Annotated in this window: 17 protein-coding genes; 10 read left to right on the forward strand and 7 right to left on the reverse strand. The window is 34.3% G+C overall.

Going from position 1 to position 18,315, the window contains the following annotated elements; translation table 11 throughout:
• The first annotated feature begins 31 nt into the window (after window positions 1-31).
• From EKM00_RS07385 to EKM00_RS07395, 3 genes are all read left to right on the forward strand, one after another.
• Window positions 32-715, forward strand: a complete 684-nt coding sequence (locus EKM00_RS07385) for an SDR family NAD(P)-dependent oxidoreductase (RefSeq protein ID WP_126515762.1) — start codon at window positions 32-34, stop codon at window positions 713-715.
• A 157-nt stretch (window positions 716-872) separates the two neighbouring features.
• Window positions 873-1,484 (forward strand): GTP cyclohydrolase I FolE, encoded by a 612-nt coding sequence (folE, locus tag EKM00_RS07390; protein ID WP_233592255.1) that lies wholly within the window; start codon window positions 873-875, stop codon window positions 1,482-1,484.
• A 253-nt stretch (window positions 1,485-1,737) separates the two neighbouring features.
• Window positions 1,738-3,156: an SDR family oxidoreductase gene (locus EKM00_RS07395; RefSeq protein ID WP_126515763.1), complete on the forward strand. Its 1,419-nt coding sequence runs from the start codon at window positions 1,738-1,740 to the stop codon at window positions 3,154-3,156.
• Window positions 3,157-3,226: 70 nt separating this feature from the next.
• Here EKM00_RS07395 and EKM00_RS07400 read toward each other — a convergent pair whose 3' ends face one another.
• The 6 genes from EKM00_RS07400 to EKM00_RS07425 form a co-directional block, all read right to left on the reverse strand.
• Entirely contained in the window at window positions 3,227-4,522 is a 1,296-nt protein-coding gene (locus EKM00_RS07400; protein ID WP_126515764.1) for a cryptochrome/photolyase family protein, read from the reverse strand.
• On the reverse strand, window positions 4,522-4,983 hold the full coding sequence (locus EKM00_RS07405) for an SRPBCC family protein (RefSeq protein WP_126515765.1): 462 nt from the start codon (window positions 4,981-4,983) through the stop codon (window positions 4,522-4,524). Before EKM00_RS07405 ends, EKM00_RS07400 begins: the two co-directional genes overlap by 1 nt.
• Window positions 4,984-5,149: 166 nt before the next feature.
• The gene (locus EKM00_RS07410) at window positions 5,150-5,590 is read right to left on the reverse strand and encodes a sterol desaturase family protein (protein WP_126455542.1); all 441 of its coding nucleotides are present in this window, start codon (window positions 5,588-5,590) and stop codon (window positions 5,150-5,152) included.
• 43 nt (window positions 5,591-5,633) lie between these two features.
• Window positions 5,634-6,473 (reverse strand): phytoene/squalene synthase family protein, encoded by an 840-nt coding sequence (locus EKM00_RS07415; protein WP_126455540.1) that lies wholly within the window; start codon window positions 6,471-6,473, stop codon window positions 5,634-5,636.
• A gap of 2 nt (window positions 6,474-6,475) precedes the next feature.
• Window positions 6,476-7,951 (reverse strand): phytoene desaturase family protein, encoded by a 1,476-nt coding sequence (locus tag EKM00_RS07420; protein ID WP_126515766.1) that lies wholly within the window; start codon window positions 7,949-7,951, stop codon window positions 6,476-6,478.
• A gap of 37 nt (window positions 7,952-7,988) precedes the next feature.
• Window positions 7,989-8,888 (reverse strand): MerR family transcriptional regulator, encoded by a 900-nt coding sequence (locus EKM00_RS07425; RefSeq protein ID WP_199734619.1) that lies wholly within the window; start codon window positions 8,886-8,888, stop codon window positions 7,989-7,991.
• 855 nt (window positions 8,889-9,743) lie between these two features.
• Between EKM00_RS07425 and EKM00_RS07430 the strand changes: the two genes are divergently transcribed.
• The 7 genes from EKM00_RS07430 to arsB all read left to right on the forward strand — a co-directional run bounded on the left by EKM00_RS07430 (window position 9,744) and on the right by arsB (window position 16,981).
• Window positions 9,744-11,279 carry a CHRD domain-containing protein gene (locus EKM00_RS07430; protein WP_126515767.1) on the forward strand — a complete coding sequence of 512 codons (1,536 nt, stop codon included), beginning with the start codon at window positions 9,744-9,746 and terminating at the stop codon, window positions 11,277-11,279.
• A gap of 1,108 nt (window positions 11,280-12,387) precedes the next feature.
• Window positions 12,388-13,287 carry a hypothetical protein gene (locus tag EKM00_RS07435; protein WP_126515768.1) on the forward strand — a complete coding sequence of 300 codons (900 nt, stop codon included), beginning with the start codon at window positions 12,388-12,390 and terminating at the stop codon, window positions 13,285-13,287.
• A gap of 761 nt (window positions 13,288-14,048) precedes the next feature.
• On the forward strand, window positions 14,049-14,309 hold the full coding sequence (locus tag EKM00_RS07440; RefSeq protein WP_126515769.1) for a heavy-metal-associated domain-containing protein: 261 nt from the start codon (window positions 14,049-14,051) through the stop codon (window positions 14,307-14,309).
• 104 nt (window positions 14,310-14,413) lie between these two features.
• On the forward strand, window positions 14,414-14,746 hold the full coding sequence (locus EKM00_RS07445; protein WP_126453990.1) for an ArsR/SmtB family transcription factor: 333 nt from the start codon (window positions 14,414-14,416) through the stop codon (window positions 14,744-14,746).
• A 19-nt stretch (window positions 14,747-14,765) separates the two neighbouring features.
• Window positions 14,766-15,236, forward strand: a complete 471-nt coding sequence (locus tag EKM00_RS07450; protein ID WP_126453992.1) for a DUF6428 family protein — start codon at window positions 14,766-14,768, stop codon at window positions 15,234-15,236.
• A gap of 15 nt (window positions 15,237-15,251) precedes the next feature.
• Window positions 15,252-15,884 carry an arsenate-mycothiol transferase ArsC gene (locus EKM00_RS07455; protein ID WP_126515770.1) on the forward strand — a complete coding sequence of 211 codons (633 nt, stop codon included), beginning with the start codon at window positions 15,252-15,254 and terminating at the stop codon, window positions 15,882-15,884.
• A 2-nt stretch (window positions 15,885-15,886) separates the two neighbouring features.
• Window positions 15,887-16,981 carry an ACR3 family arsenite efflux transporter gene (gene arsB, locus EKM00_RS07460; RefSeq protein ID WP_126515771.1) on the forward strand — a complete coding sequence of 365 codons (1,095 nt, stop codon included), beginning with the start codon at window positions 15,887-15,889 and terminating at the stop codon, window positions 16,979-16,981.
• A gap of 371 nt (window positions 16,982-17,352) precedes the next feature.
• Here arsB and EKM00_RS07465 read toward each other — a convergent pair whose 3' ends face one another.
• Window positions 17,353-18,315 (reverse strand): arginase, encoded by a 963-nt coding sequence (locus EKM00_RS07465; RefSeq protein ID WP_126515772.1) that lies wholly within the window; start codon window positions 18,313-18,315, stop codon window positions 17,353-17,355.

Genomic DNA, 18,315 nt, shown 5'->3' on the forward strand with positions numbered 1-18,315 from the left:
ATAGAATTTAAATAACTGATCGAACAATAATATGAAAAATATAGTAATCATAGGCGGAAGCAAAGGAATTGGCAATGCCATTTTGTTGCAACAATTGGAGACAAACATGGTGTATAACATCAGCAGAAATGCACCAGAGATCACACATCCCAATCTGAAACATTTTTCAGTAAATGTGTTACAAGATACACTTCCTGAAATTGAGGCGATAGACACCTTAATTTATTGTCCAGGATCTATCAATTTAAAACCTATAGGTAGTCTTAGTATTGACGATTTCAGAACCGATTTTGAAATTAATGTGATTGGTGCCGTAAAAGCAATCCAAAAGTACTTGCCAGTTTTGAAAAAAGGAACCAATCCTTCGATTGTTTTGTTCAGTACGGTAGCAGCAAAATTAGGAATGCCCTTTCATGCGAGCATTGCTACTGCAAAAGCAGGTGTGGAAGGATTAGTGAAATCATTAGGAGCAGAACTGGCATCGGTAGTTCGCATCAATGCCATTGCCCCAACAATTACTGAAACCACACTTGCAGCAGGAATTCTGAGAAACGACCGCATGAAAGAAAACATGGTAGAACGTCACCCGATGAAAGGCTATTTGAAACCGGAAGAAGTGGCTAGTATGGCCAACTTCCTGATTTCAGAAAATGCAAAATCAATTTCAGGTCAGGTATTCGAAATGGATTACGGAATAGTGACTTTTAAAATCTAAACAAGTTATTATTAACCACACGAAAAGAAAAATTAACCATTAAAAAATTAAGCTTACCCATAGAGAATGATTGTTTTTGTTAAATCTATAAATGGTTTATTTAAACAAGTATCCAAAAAAAAAATTAGCCAAAATTAAAATTGAAATACAGTATACCATGATAAAAGAAATGAGAAGTTACGAGAAAGTCGAGCAATATGATGCAGAAATAACCGAAGCATTAGCTGAAAATTATAAAATCATAATTAGTGATTTGGGTGAAGATGTAACCAGAGAAGGACTTGAAAAAACTCCAGAACGTGTAGCCAAAGCCATGCAATACCTTACACACGGTTACGGACTAGATCCTTTAGAAATACTAAAATCGGCATTATTTAGTGAAGACCACCATCAAATGATTGTGGTAAAAGATATTGAAGTATATTCTATGTGTGAACACCACATGTTGCCGTTTTTTGGAAAAGCACACGTTGCCTATATACCTAATGGCAAAATAGTAGGTTTGAGTAAAATACCAAGAGTGGTAGATGCTTTTGCCAGAAGGATGCAAGTGCAGGAACGGTTGACAGATCAGATAAAAAATTGCATTCAGGAAGCTCTGAATCCGCTTGGAGTAGCGGTAGTAATTGAAGCGCAACACATGTGTATGCAAATGAGAGGGATTCAAAAACAAAACTCAGTAACCACCACTTCCTCTTTTACTGGTGCTTTCGAAAAGAATAAAACTAGAAGAGAATTTATTAGTTTAATTTCTACTAAACTTAGTTAAAATTAATAAAACAGATTAAAAGTGACTGAAAAAGTGCAGAATCCAAAATAAACTACCTCAGGACAGAGCCCCAGAAGTATGAACTAAATAATTGCCACAGCTTCACAGATTTTCAAAAATCTTTTTAATCTGTGAATCTGTGACAAAAAAAAGAAGTAGAGCTTCGAGGAATTAAACCTGAAAAGATTAAAATGGGATCAATTAAAGCGGTAAGGTAGTACCTTTACGATATGATGGCAAAATATAAAAACTTATGAAAATTCTCTTAACAGGTGCAACAGGTTACATCGGGAAACGACTCTTACCCCTATTGGCAGGACAAGGGCACGATATAATCTGTTGTGTAAGAGATAAAAACAGATTTAATTGCCCGGTCGAATATCAAAAAAATGTTACCATAATTGAGGTAGATTTCCTAAATCAAGAAACATTGACAGCTATTCCAGAAATTATTGATGCGGCGTATTATCTAATTCATTCCATGTCAGGTTCCGCTACTAATTATGATGAGTTGGAAAGTGAATCGGCTCAAAATTTTGTGCATCGCTTGAATAATACCAAAGCCAAACAAGTAATTTATTTAAGTGGTATTATCAACGATAAATCATTGTCCAAACATTTATCGTCGCGAAAAAAAGTAGAAGAAATTTTAAATACCGGCACTTTTCCAACTACTACTCTAAGAGCAGGAATTATTGTAGGTTCTGGAAGTGCTTCCTTCGAAATAATTCGGGATTTAGTCAACAAACTGCCTATAATGATTACTCCAAAATGGCTAAACACTAAATGTCAGCCCATCGCAATTCCGGATGTTCTTGAATTTTTATCCAAATCATTATTAAACCCCGTTACTTATAATCAAAGTTTTGATATCGGCGGACCCGATATTTTAACGTATAAAGAGATGCTTTTGGGATTTGCTGAAGCCAAAAAGCTAAAGCGATGGATCTTTACTGTTCCTATAATGACGCCAAAATTATCTTCCTATTGGTTGTATTTCGTAACCTCAACATCTTATCGGCTAGCTTCAGTACTGGTCAGTAGTATGAAAGTAGAAGTTGTTTGCAGTGATAATAAAATCAATGAGTTATTGCATGTTACACCAATGACCTACAAACAGGCACTTTCCCGTGCTTTGATAAAAGTAGATGAAGACAAAGTAGCTTCGAGCTGGAAAGATTCCCTCATTAGCGGCCGTTTCAACAGTAACATGTCAGAATATTTGAAGGTTCCAAAAAAAGATTGCTTTATAGACCGACGCAAAATGGAAATCATAGACCGAGAATACACTATAAATAAAATCTGGTCCATTGGTGGAGATTCCGGTTGGTATTATGGCGATTGGCTGTGGAGTTTACGAGGTTTTATTGATAAATTATACGGAGGTGTCGGTAGTAGAAGAGGAAGAACCAACAGGCACGAGATTCATTCTGGTGATGCTTTGGATTTTTGGCGCGTACTATATGCCAATAAACAAGAAGGAAAATTAATCTTATTTGCCGAAATGAAGTTACCTGGTGAAGCGTGGCTGGAATTCAAAATAATAGGAAATACGCTATACCAATCGGCTACTTTCCGTCCAAAAGGGATTTGGGGAAATTTATATTGGTACTCTGTTTTGCCGTTTCACGGGTTTATATTTAATGGCATGCTGAACAAATTAATAAAATAATTTATAACATATAAATTCTATACATTTTTTTCCTTGTATAAAACCTACATAATTTATATGCTAAAATAAATCACTTCAAAATTCCGGCTTTGTACGTCGCAATAGCTCTGTCTCTAGCCATTGCATGTTCTACCATTGGCTGTTTGTATCCTAAATCGAATTCTTTAATCCATTTGCGGATATAAGTTCCTTTTTCATCGAATTTTTTTTGTTGGATCTCCGGATTGAAAACTCGGAAATATGGTGCGGCATCACAACCTGTTCCCGCAGCCCATTGCCAATTTCCAACATTGGCAGACATCTCATAATCCAATAATTTTTCGGCAAAATAGGCTTCACCCCATTGCCACTGAATCAATAAATGCTTGCATAGAAAACTTGCGACAACCATGCGAACCCTGTTGTGCATATACCCGGTTTCATTGAGTTGCCGCATTCCGGCATCAACCATTGGATAGCCCGTTGTTCCGGTACACCAACGCTTGAAATCTTCTTCATTATTTCTCCATTGAATCCCATCATAGGCTGATTTGAAGTTTTGCGTACCGACTTTTGGAAAACTAAATAAGATTTGCATGAAAAATTCTCTCCAAATTAGTTCACTTAAAAAGATATCATTTTTATTAAATGCCCAATTGACTAATTTCCGGATACTTACGGTTCCAAAACGCAGATGTGGCGAAAGATAAGAAGTTTTATCTAAGGCTGGAAAATCTCTTATATCTTGGTAATTTGCAATGAATTTAAGGTTGTGTGGTTTTACTTTGATAAGACTTTCTACGAAACCTATTTGTCCCAAAGTGGGAAAAACAAAACTGTTTTTATAGAAATTATTAAAATAAGCAGCAGTATCATATTCTTGAACTGGAGTCATTGACTTGTATTTCTCCAGCCACTTATTTTTAAACGGTGTATACACCGTGTAGGGCAATCCATCTGCTTTAGTAACTTCTTTTTCTTCAAAAATCACTTGATCTTTAAAAGAATAAGAAATGGTTTTATTAGTTTCTAAAAATTCACAAATTGCAGAGTCACGTTGTATCGCGTACGGTTCGTAATCTTTGTTGAAGAAGACTTCTTTGACATCAAATTCTTTTAATAAAGATTGCCAAACAGCGGTAGTTTTTCCTTTTTTAACCAAAAGTGAACTTTCAATTTCCTGTAATTGTCTATTTATTCTGAAAAGTGATTCGTGAATAAAACCGACTCGAGCGTCGTTTTTAGGTAAAGTATCTAAGATGGAATCATCAAAAATAAATAACGGAATAACCGGATATTCAGACTTTAAAGCATGAAACAATCCAACGTTATCTTCCAGACGCAAATCGCGTCTAAACCAAAAAACAGAAATTTCTTGCTTGTTCATTACTTTGAATTAAACATTTGGTCCACTTTTGCAACACGATACGCAAAAATGGATTTCAATTTATTTTTCACGACTAAGGTGTTCATGATTCGTCCCAATATACCAAGTGGTAAACCGTAATGGACCACATCAGTCATTTTTGTTCCATTTGGTGCGGCTTCAAAAAAATGTTTGTGGTGCCAGAAACTATAGGGACCAAAACGCTGTTCATCAATAAAATAGTTATTATCATTTACTTGTGTAATCACTGTCATCCACGACAAGGTGATCCCAAAAAGTGGTGTTACTTTATATTGAATGATTTGCCCGGGATACATAGATTTATTATCGAAATCTGTGATTTGGAAACCCATTCCTTCCGGTGTGATTTTTTGAAGATTTTTAGGATTGGAAAAAAAAGTCCAGCATTCTTGAACAGTTGCATTTACGTGCTGAACGGTTTCTTGTTTGTATATTTTCATGGTTATATTTTAAAGATAAATGCCTTCATGGGACACTGTTTTCGTGTGAGGGATAATAGTGGAGCTCTTTTTGTAGCTGGCTTTTTTGTCTGGTATAAAAAAGCGGGAACGGATAGCCCGACCCCGCCATAACACTACTAAAAGCGTAGTAACGCCCAAAATAAATTTATATTTTGTAGTATTTGAAAGGAACGAACAGCATGCCAAAACATTCTCCGTGCTCTTTGCCTAAGTGTTTGTGGTGTACTTTATGGGCTTTTCGCAATCCTATTAAATACTTGTTGTTTGTGTTTTTGAACCATTTGAAACGTTGGTGAATTAGGACGTCATGTATCATGAAATAGCAAAAGCCGTAAAACATAATTCCCAGTCCGAGAAAAAATTTATAATTCAATCCTCCTTCTACACCATAATAGAAAAGCAGGATGCTTGGGATGGCAAAAATGATAAAAAAAATATCGTTTCGTTCAAAAACATTAGCGTATTTTGGTTGGTGATGATCGGCATGAAAGTACCACATTGAGCCATGCATAACGAATTTATGGGTACACCAGGTGACACATTCCATTATTAAAAAAGTACCTATAAATATCAAAAAAAATATCATTTTATTCTATGTTTAATTAAAAATATTTAAAACAAGCTGTAACTTAAACTAACTTCAATTTATAAGAGACAAAAGATTTTGCCAGTAATCCGGCTTTGGTATAGTTAGAAACTCGGATTCTCGCACTTCCAATTTCATGGCACGGAGTGTTTTCTAGCTTTTTTAATAGTTTTTTGTAGTACACAAAAGCGGTGTATACGCCAAACTTAGCTTCAATAGGAAGTTTTACAATACCTTCATATGCTACTTTAAAATCTGCTTCAATTTCATTAATGATAGCCGACTTAGCATTTTCATCGAAAGAATTTAAATCAACTCCTGGGAAATAGTTCCGGTTCAAGACGAGATTATCATCCTTTAAATCCCTTAGAAAATTCACTTTCTGGAAAGCAGATCCCAGTCGCATGGCTTCGCATTTCAGTTGCTCATATCGTTTGTTATCTCCAGCCACAAAAACCTTGAGACACATAAGACCCACCACATCAGCCGATCCATAAATGTAATCATCATACTCTGCTTTACTGTGATAATCCGATTTGATTAAATCTAATTTCATGCTTTTCAAAAACGCCTGAATGAGATCATCAGAGATGTTGTATTTGTTTACCGTTTGCTGAAAAGAATTCAATATAGGATTTAAACTAATCCCTCTGTCAATGGCTTTGTAATACTCATCTTCAAACTCAATGATCAGGTTTTCTTTGTCAAAACCATGAAAAGTGTCTACAATTTCATCCGCAAAACGAACAAAACCATAAATACTATAAATGGCATCCCTAATACTGGGCGAGAGCATATAAACTGCCATAGAGAAAGAGGTGCTGTAGTTTTTAGTAACTAATTTGCTACATTTAAAAGATACGTCATCAAATAATTGTTTCATAATTATTGTGCTAAAAATTGTTTGTTAATTAACTCCGACACTAATTTTCCAGAAATCAATGCTGGTGGTACACCTGGTCCGGGCACGGTCAACTGACCGGTAAAATATAAATTTTTCACTTTCTGGCTTTTTAACTTAGGCCTCAAAAAGGCGGTTTGCAATAATGTATTTGCCATTCCGTAGGCATTTCCTTTATACGAATTGTATTCTGAAACAAAATCATTTTTACAAAAAGATTGTTTAAATATAATAGTATCACGTATACTTTGTTGCGTTAAAGTTTCGAAACGATCCATTATTTTTTCAAAGTACTCTTCTCGGAGTGCTTTAGTATCATTGATTCCGGGTGCTAAAGGTATTAGAAAAAACCCCGATTCCATTCCTTCCGGAGCTGCAGTTTTATCTGTCACTGATGGAAAATTAGCATAAAATAAGGGTTCTTTTGGCCACTGTGGCTCATCATAAATGTCTTTAGCGTGCTGATAAAAATCAACATCAAAGAATAAGGCGTGGTGTGAAATATTTTTTATTTTTTTATTAAAACCAACATAAAACAATAATGATGATGGTGCAAAAACGCGACTGTCCCAATATTTTTCAGAATAAGTACGGTGCTCCATATCCAATAATGTTTCCGTGTGATGGTAATCGGCTCCGCTTAGAATTACATCAGAGGTAATGATTTCTCCATTTACCTGAATTGATTTGGCTGTTTCACGCACTACCATAATTTTTTCGATGTTGGAATTCATTTCAAATTTCACTCCCAACTCCCTTGCTAAACTTTCTATACCCCGAACTACATCAAACATTCCTGTTTTAGGATGCCAAGTTCCCATACCAAAATCAGCATAATTCATGAAACTGTAAAATGACGGAGTATCAGATGGCTTAGCACCAAGAAATAAAACCGGAAATTCCAGAATTTGAATCAACCTTTCGTTTTTAAATTTCTTGCGAACATCTTTACTGATAGTACTAATAAACTGACCCACTTTCATGGCGGTTTCTGCCGTTATTAATTCTAGTGGAGAAATCCCGGGACGATACACTAGATCTTTGATGGCGATGTCATAATTACTTTTGGCCTTAGCCATAAACTCGTTTAACAGGTCACCGCTTCCTTTTTCGATAGCTTCAAAAGCGATTGTAATATCCTTTAAATTATCTGCTATGGTAATAAAATCATCAACTCCATAGTACACGCGATAGGCTGGTGCTAATTTTATTAATTCGTAGTAATCAGTTGTTTTCTTTCCAAAATCAGCAAAGAAGCGATCGAATACGTCTGGCATCCAGTACCAACTTGGTCCCATGTCGAAGGTGAAACCTTCCTTCTTTAATTGTCGTGCTCTCCCTCCAATTGTTTCATTTTTCTCATATACGGTCACATCGTGACCACTTTTTGCCAAATAACAAGATGCAGCAAGAGCCGAGAATCCGGAACCTATAATTGTAATTTTTTTTATATTCTTCATTTGTTTAGCAAATATACAAAATGTTTAAACAAAACAACTAAATCCAATCTACTAATTCAGTTATTGAACTAAAAAGCGTAATTCGATCTGAAAGTTCATCTCTTTTTATAAACTCAATCATACGACCAATATACCATAATTCAGTCGTATCATCCACCAGCTCATCGGACATTTTCTGAATGTATCCATCAAGTTGATCTCTTTCTGGTTGTACAGTCAGGTAAGAAACAAAAATGATGGAATCAAAATGTTTTTTCAAGTCTTTCAAATTTTCAATAGGCATACTTTCGCCTAAATAAATCGTTTTGTAGCCACGCAATAAAATTTCATAATTCAGGTACATTAGACCTAATTCGTGAATTTCATTCATAGGGAGTGATAGTACAAAAACTTTATCTAATTTAGTTTGTTTTAAAACTTGAAGTTTTTCGGTATTAACTAATAATTTTTGCTTGATTAGGTAGCTGATAAAATGCTCGTGGGCTGGAGTTATCGTGTCCGATTGCCATAATAATCCCAGTTCATTCATTAATGGTATAAAGACTTGGTGAAATACTTCCTTAAATGATTTTTCTGCAATTAACCAATTGTAGGTATTAAAAAACAGCTCCTGATCAAAATTCATCATGGCCATTTTAAATTCGCTTATGGCATGACTTTTTGCTGTTTTGCTCGAAATTATTTCACGGACTAATGATGGTATTTTTTCTTGAGGATAGGTTGCTATTTTTGAAATTTTATATCCATAATCGTGCAACAATGTAATATTTAACAGTTTTTGCAAACTCACTAAATCATACAATCTAATATTAGTGTCGGTACGCATGGGTTGCAAAATATTATATCTTTTTTCCCATATCCGTATGGTGTGCGCTTTTATACCTGACAGATTTTCAAGATCTTTTATACTGAACACATTTTTTACATTGTTTATCATTTATCGAAATTTATTGAACAAATGTAAAATAAATTTAATTATAAAGTCTTATGATCGCACCTAAACTTTTTTTAAACTAAGAACACCCCAAGATTCTATAAAACGGCAGACTACTGAAACTGACTATTTCTTGAACCCTACTAGCTGATTATAAAACTAATAGGCTCTTGATTTTTTGGATTAAACCTTGAACAGCAAATAATTAATCCCTTATAAAAATAATGATAAACCACAGTTTTCTTCTTATTTAGCGCTACACTTACAAGTGCTTTCTGAATTTTAACTATTTTCAACAGAAAAACAGCACTCAAAAAAGCTTTAGAAATAACCACAGCGCCATTTATTTTTTTAAACACAAGGTGAGCTGCGTAAAATTTTGATTTTTTTTGCCGCTTTACTCAAGAATGATCTCTGTTATTTTATAAATTTATTTTTAGGCGTGGGCTTTTAAGTCACAAACAAATATCTCAATCTAAGGACAGTTTCTATGGCAATTACAACAGCGGGTCTAAAATAAGGTCTTTGTTAAGTACATAGATCCGTTTAGCGAATAAAAAAATCACGGATACCGAATAACATCTACAAAAAGCTCCACGAATTTTTTGGAGCAAAGACACTGGCAAAAAAGGTCCTATTTAATACAACGAGAGGCTAATCCCAGAAAAATTAGACAATAATTTCTTTACAATTTTGAACAAGTTGGCAACTCTAATTTGCGCAGTTCTAAATTCAGTTAAAATAAATGATATCTATTTATTATTGTTATGTTAAATAAATCACAAATTTATAAAAATAAAGAAATAATTTTAAATATTTTGTTTAATCTTTGTGTAAATAAACTAAACAAAAAACACTATGAAAGCTTGTAGTAAATTTTTTTCTTTAATGTGTCTGATTTTAATTAGTACGTCATCTTTTATTAGTTGTAGTGATGACAATACTCTACCACAACTCACGGGAGAATCTAAACAATTCAATTTGTTCGCTAAATCAAACCCTGCTATCAGCGGAACCGTTACATTTTCAAAAAAAAATGATAATACTACTCTAATTACTGTTCAATTAACTGGCGCTAATTCTGGTGGAAATCATCCTGCACACATCCACTCTGGCACAGCAGCAGAAAGCGGAGCTATTTTACTTGATCTAACTTCCGTTAATGGAAGTACCGGTAAAAGTGAAACGACTGTAACAGCTTTAAAAAATGGCTCGCCAATTACTTACGATCAATTAATTAATTTAGATGGTTACATTAACATTCACCTTAGCGGAACAGATCTTGCAACATTGATAGCGCAAGGCGACATTGGTGTTAATGAATTAACAAATACTAGTAAAACCTACAACCTAAGTGCCGTTTCTAATAACGCCATAAGTGGTACTGCGAAATTTACAAAAAGGGTAAACGGTAAAGCTTTAGTAAGTATTGCGATAGCAGGAACAACTACAGGGGTTAGTTCTATTGCACATATTCACCTCAATACTATAGCTCAAACCGGGGGTGTAGTAGTAGATCTTACAGCAATAACTGGATCTACCGGAAAAAGTGAAACTAGTGTAAACAAACTCAATACTGGAGTTTCTATAACTTATGATGAGCTTTTGAATTTTAATGGTTATATAAATGTGCATGAAAGTGCTACCGCTTTATCAACATTAATTGCACAAGGTGATATTGGTAAAAATGAACTTACTAGCACTAGTAAAACCTACGCTTTAAATTCCGTTTCTAATAACGCCATAAGCGGGACTGCGAAATTCACAAAAAGGGTGAGTGGTGAAACTTTAGTAAGCGTTTCTCTAACTGGTACAACTGCAGGAGTTAGTTCTCCCGCACACATCCACGTCAATACTGTTGCCCAAGGAGGAGCTATAGCTATTGATCTTACTTCCATCATTGGTGCTACTGGAAAGAGTGAGACCAGTGTGAATAAACTCAATAATGGAACCACCATTACCTACGACGAGCTACTAAATTTTAATGGATACATAAATGTTCATCAAAGTGCTAGCAATCTAACAACCATAATCGCTCAAGGTAATGTTGGAGCTAATGCAGGTAGTTCGAATATAGTAAATTACGACATAACCAATATAGGATCTTCATCTTACGTATTCAATGGTGGGGGTTTGACTAATGGGAATAATCCAGGTTTGAATTTACAAAGAGGTAAAACCTACAGTTTTACTGTGAATGCACCTGGACATCCTTTTTTAATAAAGACCGTCCAAACAACTGGTACTACAAATGCTTTTAACACCGGAGTTACCAATAATGGCGCTTCCAGTGGTGTAATCTCGTTTACAGTACCCACTAATGCACCAAACACCTTATATTACATCTGTGAGTTTCATTCTTCAATGACAGGCACGATAACGATTACCAATTAAATAGTACACAAAATTATAACAATAAAGCCAGTTCATATGTACTGGCTTTATTTATTAATATTATCCAACCGTACAATAATTAGTCACATCAATAACTTTCCTCCAAAAAATGTAGAAAACCTCGTAAGTAAATGCTAATCCCTATGCTAAAAGACTAGTGACAAATTACAATTTAATTTTTGACAAATAGATTTTTAAATACTAGTGCGAATTGAATGACACCAAATTTCCTTGTGACATTAAAAAATACAGAATTAATTCTATTCGCATTCCAAATTTTAACTCGAACTAAGCTGGCCAATTGTGTTCCACTTTGACCCTCGTTTTTTGAAGAGTTTCCCCGTTTACGACGGACAAATGTCTCCGACTTTGACTTGTAAAGATAACATACTAACACTAAGCATAATCAGGAAATAATGATTCAGGCAGGAAATTACAAAAAAAACTACCCCTGAAAAAATGCTAGAAGATTTTATTGTAGCATAATTACCTAAAATCACATAAAGATCGTAATGGACGTATAGTTGTGGTAGGATTTTGTTTTGGCGGTTGAATTGCCAATGTGATAGCGGTTAAAATACCCAAATTATGTGCAGTGGCTCCGTATCATTTAGGACAACCGACCGCAGCAGTAGCCAAAAAAATGAATCAATCATCATGGCGCAATATGCCGGATTAGACATCCGAGTAAATTAAGGAGTGATTAACGGTTTTCATAGAAATACTACACCCAGATATGTTGAAAAAGCCACTACTTTATTCTAAAATAGAACGATTGATTTTTTTAAGAGAAATTGAAAAAGAATTAATTAAAGGATTCCTAAATATAAAAAACAAACATCTGGTAAAACATCATATTTTAAGATTTGAAGTTCAAAAATAAGTTTTAAGAAACCTATAAATATGGGTATAAATCACATTTAATTCAATCGAACTATTGCCTCTTGTATTAAAAAAAACCAACCTACTGTTCATGAGTAGTTTACATATTATATTATATGATTAAAATACGAAAAATCCTGTTTCAAAAACACTAATATACTATCTTTGTTAGTAAAAAAAACGATATTTTTTTACTAAACTAACGTTAACAACCAAATAAATACAGATGAGTACTAACAAACAAATCCTATCTCGCATATTTCAAGCCCTTCTTTCCGAGGAAACGCGAATAAAGGTCGAAAAAATTATTCTCAACATTGCATTATTGAGTTTCTTTATTCACCTTATTATCATCTATTTGAATAAATTCAATCTTATATTTATTGAATCAAATTCACCGTTACTGACTAATCCTATAGCAGCAATTTACACACCCTTTTCTTTTATACTTATCTATGAGGTCTATTTGTTAATTTATTACTTACCCAAATCGTTTACAACCTACATAACGAAGCAGTATGAAATTATTACCCTTATTATTATTCGCAAATTATTTAAAGATTTATCGTCTCTAGAACTTTCATCCAATTGGTTTGAAATTAAAGATGACCTTAAATTTACCTATGATATAGTGGCATCACTAATTCTTTTCTATTTAATATTTCAATTTCAAAAGTATGGAAAACAAAAATTAGAAGAGAAAATAGAACTGAAACCTGTTATTCAAAGTTTCGTTAAAAAGAAAAAATTAATAGCCCTTTTTTTGGTACCCTTATTTTTCATCATGGCTTTTAATACCTTAATAATTTGGTCTTCAGAAATCTCCAATTCGCCCACGCACCTGCCTTCGCAAGAAAGCATCAATACTCTCTTTTTTGATCAATTTTTCACGGTATTAATTTTAGTAGATGTGGTGTTGCTTTTAATTTCTTTTTTCTACACAGACCAATTTCATAAAATCATGCGAAACTCCGGATTTATAATTTCGACCATTTTAATCCGAATGTCTTTTGGCGTAAGCGGATTAATCAATATCGTTTTAATTGTTGTAGGAGTTCTTTTTGGACTAATAATAATTATAATCCACAATAAATACGAAAGAGATACCTTGAAAGATAATGTCTAAAATACGCTAACAGCTTCCATGCAAGACAGCATTAAAGCGATAAAATAAAAAGTTTATTATAAATTGAAATCTAATACCTCAAAAACCACAACTGCGTTTATAAAACACCATTAATCTAACTCAAAAACAGGCTGTTTCAATGCCCCGATTTTGATAAATAAACTACCTCGGGGTATAGCACCAGTGGTATTAACTAAATAACTACCACAGATTCAAAGATTTTCAAAAATCTTTTTAATCTTTGAATCTGTGGCAAAAAAAAGAAGCAGAGCTTCGAGGAATTAACTCTCAAGAGATTAAAACTAGATTACTTTGTCACTGATTTCATAAATTAATACCCATTAATTAGTCATGTAGCTTTAAAAATCGTTTCAAAACTTCATAAGATGTGACAAAAACTCTTTTTAATAATTGTGCCAATATACCTTTTGTACTACTTAAGTAAGTCGAAAGTTTAAACGTCATAAAGTCAAAAGGAGCACTATTGTAAAAATAGTTTAAAGTCAATCTGTTGCATCATCTTTGTCTAATTATAATACACGACCTTATACAATGATTGTTACTTATCTAACGTAATTTATTTAACACTAGAGTAGCAATATCCTTTTCCAAACCGTTTCGTCGCATTCGTGTTTTTTCTTACTAAGACTATTGCTTTTTTAAAATTTAAAAAATGATTATTTATTGGTTTTATATCCTATAAATAACTAACTTTAAACTACTTAAGTACCTAAAAAAAAAACAAATCTTAAAAAAAAATCATGAGCATACTCACTGACAATATAATTCCGGGAAATCATGGTAAAATTTTTGGCACCAATGCGATCAAATATTTGGATTTATTAGAAATTAAAGCATGTCTGCTAAAATTAGACGGAGTAAAAGACGTCCTTTTGAATACTAATCTTTTTCCGAGAGAATTTACAGTACATACCTCCAAGATGATTCCCGTAAGTGCAATTGAATATCAGGTCCGATCAGTTGGATTTCACGCCATTCCAAAAGAAGTATTTGAACTTTAATTTTCATAGGTAGCTTTTAAAAATTAACACTATTTAAAAAAAAAATCAATTTAGTTTGTTTGTTTTAAATCTATATCGTAATATTGCAATATAAATATATAACGATGGGAATTACTAAATCAGACCATTTCACAGACGAGCAAAACGAATTGGCAACTTTAGCCAAAGCCATAGGCCATCCTGCACGTATTGCTATTATTCAACACCTCATCAAGGTAAATAGTTGTGTGTGTGGTGATATTGTAAACGAACTGCCTCTAGCCCAGCCTACGGTTTCGCAGCACTTGAAGGAACTTAAAAATGCCGGACTTATAAAAGGCAATTTTGAAGGAAATGCAATTTGTTATTGCCTAAACGAAGAAGGCTTTAATAAAATAAAAGGCTTTTTTCAGCACATCAATACTTATTTAGAAAACAAGAAAAATCAATGCTGTTAATTTTTAAATTACAAAAATAATGAAACTATCCGAAATTAAAAAAGAGTTGATCACATTAGACAATGTTGCTTTTGTATTACCAAACGGAACCTTTGTTCCTGAACATTTTCATGTAACAGAAGTGGGTTTGATCACTAAAAAATTTATTGACTGCGGTGGAAAAGTTAGAAAAGAAACTGTGGTAAATTTTCAATTATGGGATGCCAATGACTTTGATCACCGCCTAAAACCAAAAAAACTTTTAGAAATCATTTCGCTTTCAGAAAAAATACTGGGCATTGATGATTATGAAGTCGAAGTCGAATTCCAATCAGAAACTATTGGGAAATACGACATTCGTTTCAACGGAACAGCATTTACCTTAATCAACAAGCAAACGGCTTGTTTGGCAGAGGATCAATGCGGAATTCCCTCCGAGAAACAAAAAGTAAAATTATCCGAAATCCCAAGTCAAACCAATACTTGCACCCCTGGTGGTGGCTGTTGCTAATTTTAAAACTAAGATATGACATTAATCAAAACAAACATATTTCCAGAAATAGAAACACAAATAGCTGCCTTTGGTTTTGAAGATATTTCAGTTGAACGCAAAATTATTTTGCAACCGCTAATTGACTTTATTCAGACAAAAGTAGCCCATCAACAAGAGATCAGATTAAATTTGATTTGCACACACAATTCCAGAAGAAGTCATCTGGCACAAGTTTGGGCACAAACTGCCGCAGCACATTTCAATGTAAAAAATGTATTTTGCTATTCTGGTGGGACCGAAGCAACTGCTTTATTTCCTATGGTTGCCCAAACTTTAGTACAATCAGGATTCAAAATCAAAGCAATCACAGCAGGAAATAATCCCATTTACACCATAAAATATGGAGAAAATGAGCCTCCTATTATTGGTTTTTCCAAGACCTACGATGATGATTTTAATCCGAAAAATGAATTTGCAGCGATTATGACTTGCTCTCAAGCAGATGGAGGCTGTCCTTTTATCGCTGGTGCTGAAAAACGTATCCCAATTACTTTTGAAGATCCAAAAGCATTTGACAACACTCCGCAACAAGCCGAAAAATATCAGGAGCGAAGTTTACAGATTGCCACCGAACTGTTTTATGTCTTCTCCCAAATAAAATTATAAATATGTCAGCATCTACTTGTTTTCCCGCAGCAGAAAGAAAAAAACTAGGTTTCCTTGATCGATTTTTAACCCTCTGGATCTTCCTTGCAATGGCACTTGGTGTCGCTATAGGGAATTTCATCCCTTCCAGTGGAAATTTTATTAACGCTTTTTCCAGCGGAACAACTAATATCCCACTCGCCATTGGTTTAATCTTAATGATGTATCCGCCATTAGCTAAAGTGAATTATAGTAAAATGGGGGACGTATTCCAAAATACCAAAGTATTGGGTGCTTCCCTGTTCCTGAATTGGGTGGTAGGCCCAATCCTCATGTTTTCATTAGCTCTACTTTTCCTTAATGGATATCCGGAATATATGATTGGAGTCATCTTGATTGGATTAGCCCGATGCATTGCGATGGTAGTGGTTTGGAATGATCTGGCCGACGGTAATAGAGAATATGCCGCTGGATTAATCGCTTTGAATAGTGTTTTTCAGGTATTACTTTACAGCGTATATGCGTATGTTTTCATAACCATTTTGCCACCGTATTTTGGTTATACCGGTTTTGATGTGACAATCAGTATTGGTCAAATTGCAGAAAGCGTAGGTATTTATTTAGGAATTCCATTTGCTTTGGGAATAATCAGCCGGTATGGCCTTATAAAACTCAAAGGCGAAACTTGGTTTCAAAACAAGTATATACCTTTTATTTCTCCTATTACTTTAGTGGCCTTGTTATTTACCATCATATTAATGTTTAGTCTGAAGGGTGCATTAATTGTGCAAATCCCCCTGGATGTAGTTCGGATAGCTATTCCTCTTGTCATTTATTTCACCTTAATGTTTGTGATCAGTTTTTTTCTCGGAAAGTATTTTGGTGCTGATTATTCTAAATCTACCGCAATCGCTTTTACGGCAACCGGAAACAATTTTGAATTGGCTATTGCAGTTGCAATTGGCGTTTTTGGAATCAACAGCGGACAAGCATTTGCCGGCGTTATTGGCCCACTGGTCGAAGTTCCGGCGCTAATTGCATTGGTAAACGTCGCTTTTTGGTTTAGAAAAAAATATTATACAAAACCCGAATTAGACCCAAAAACTGAAACCTCTTAAGTGTTCCGCTACTAAAGAACTCAACTATTTTATTAAAGCCTCTCTTTATTTTAAACTTGTTTTAAAACAGTAAATCTGTGGTGATCTAAAAAACCAAAATAGAATTTAATCCAGATTCAAAACAGAATGAATGAAATTAAAGAGGTCATTATCACTGGTGGCGGACAAAGCGGATTATCTTGTTGACACTATTTAAAACGCAATAAATTAAACGTTTTTCTCCCTGAATAAAAAAAATGTGGTGGTGCCGGGCAACATGCTGGGGATAGCCTAACGCTTTTTTATCCTGCCTAACACAATTCATTGCCCGGCTGGCTGATGCCAAAAATCTAAAACTGATTTTGGGCTTTTTTATACACGCTAAAAAAAAATTATTCTGCAGAAATAACTAGTTCTGATGTAATGGCTTCTAAAACTTCAAAAGCAGTTTCTGCCATTTTATTTCCTTTGGTGTCTAATAATGGGTTAATCTCGACAAATTCGATGCAAACCACTTTTTTGGTTTGAACAATTTGTTTGATGATCGCTATTACTTCATACTGATCAAAACCTTTGGAAACCGGTGTTCCGGTCCCGTAAGAAATCATATCACAATCCATAGAATCCACATCAAAAGAAACATATAGCACTTCACAATGCGATAGTTTAGTTAATGCTTCCGCGACACACTTTCGTAAACCGCGATACCGCACTTCATCAACTTTATAATTTTTGATTTGCAATTTTTCAATTTGCTTATCCTCCTCTTCTTCGGTATCCCGAACGCCAAAATATACCAGGTTTTCTGCCAAAACTTTCGGTCCCTTACAACCTATATTTTTCATGTCTTCCCAGTGCTGTTGGGTTTCTAGCGGCACTTCGTTATTCTGGGAACTCAAATTATCATCCGCAAGAGCCGCAGATAGGGGCATTCCATGAATATTACCGGATGGCGAAGTGTAAGGGGAATGTAAATCCGCATGGGCATCAATCCAAAACACCCCGATATTTTGTTCCGGAAAAGCCGCTTTTATACCACTTAATGTTCCTAATGCCGAAGAATGATCACCTGATAAAACAATTGGAAAATAATTTCCTGCTAAATTTTTCTGTACTGCATTACAAACTCTGGTGCATTGCTCCACTACATGCTCAATTCGTTTAGCCGAAGAACTTCGGTTTTTATCATATATGGATTCGTTGTGCGTTTTGACATCTTCAAACTCAAACTGATTAAAATAATCACTGTTTTGATTGATTGCCGCAATTTCGATAGCATCAATCCCTAAGTCGGATCCTCGAGTACCAGCACCTATATCGGATCTGTTCTTTATTAATTTTATTGATTTTCCCAT

The organism is Flavobacterium sp. RSP15, assembly GCF_003968755.1.
In the GTDB taxonomy this organism is placed as follows: domain Bacteria; phylum Bacteroidota; class Bacteroidia; order Flavobacteriales; family Flavobacteriaceae; genus Flavobacterium.

Bases quoted from the DNA above. Each gene is read 5' to 3' on its own strand.
- EKM00_RS07385 (WP_126515762.1), top strand. From the start codon at position 32: ATGAAAAATATAGTAATCATAGGCGGAAGCAAAGGAATTGGCAATGCC.
- folE (WP_233592255.1), top strand. From the start codon at position 873: ATGATAAAAGAAATGAGAAGTTACGAGAAAGTCGAGCAATATGATGCA.
- EKM00_RS07395 (WP_126515763.1), top strand. From the start codon at position 1,738: ATGAAAATTCTCTTAACAGGTGCAACAGGTTACATCGGGAAACGACTC.
- EKM00_RS07400 (WP_126515764.1), bottom strand. From the start codon at position 4,522: ATGAACAAGCAAGAAATTTCTGTTTTTTGGTTTAGACGCGATTTGCGT.
- EKM00_RS07405 (WP_126515765.1), bottom strand. From the start codon at position 4,983: ATGAAAATATACAAACAAGAAACCGTTCAGCACGTAAATGCAACTGTT.
- EKM00_RS07410 (WP_126455542.1), bottom strand. From the start codon at position 5,590: ATGATATTTTTTTTGATATTTATAGGTACTTTTTTAATAATGGAATGT.
- EKM00_RS07415 (WP_126455540.1), bottom strand. From the start codon at position 6,473: ATGAAACAATTATTTGATGACGTATCTTTTAAATGTAGCAAATTAGTT.
- EKM00_RS07420 (WP_126515766.1), bottom strand. From the start codon at position 7,951: ATGAAGAATATAAAAAAAATTACAATTATAGGTTCCGGATTCTCGGCT.
- EKM00_RS07425 (WP_199734619.1), bottom strand. From the start codon at position 8,888: ATGATAAACAATGTAAAAAATGTGTTCAGTATAAAAGATCTTGAAAAT.
- EKM00_RS07430 (WP_126515767.1), top strand. From the start codon at position 9,744: ATGAAAGCTTGTAGTAAATTTTTTTCTTTAATGTGTCTGATTTTAATT.
- EKM00_RS07435 (WP_126515768.1), top strand. From the start codon at position 12,388: ATGAGTACTAACAAACAAATCCTATCTCGCATATTTCAAGCCCTTCTT.
- EKM00_RS07440 (WP_126515769.1), top strand. From the start codon at position 14,049: ATGAGCATACTCACTGACAATATAATTCCGGGAAATCATGGTAAAATT.
- EKM00_RS07445 (WP_126453990.1), top strand. From the start codon at position 14,414: ATGGGAATTACTAAATCAGACCATTTCACAGACGAGCAAAACGAATTG.
- EKM00_RS07450 (WP_126453992.1), top strand. From the start codon at position 14,766: ATGAAACTATCCGAAATTAAAAAAGAGTTGATCACATTAGACAATGTT.
- EKM00_RS07455 (WP_126515770.1), top strand. From the start codon at position 15,252: ATGACATTAATCAAAACAAACATATTTCCAGAAATAGAAACACAAATA.
- arsB (WP_126515771.1), top strand. From the start codon at position 15,887: ATGTCAGCATCTACTTGTTTTCCCGCAGCAGAAAGAAAAAAACTAGGT.
- EKM00_RS07465 (WP_126515772.1), bottom strand. From the start codon at position 18,315: ATGGGAAAATCAATAAAATTAATAAAGAACAGATCCGATATAGGTGCT.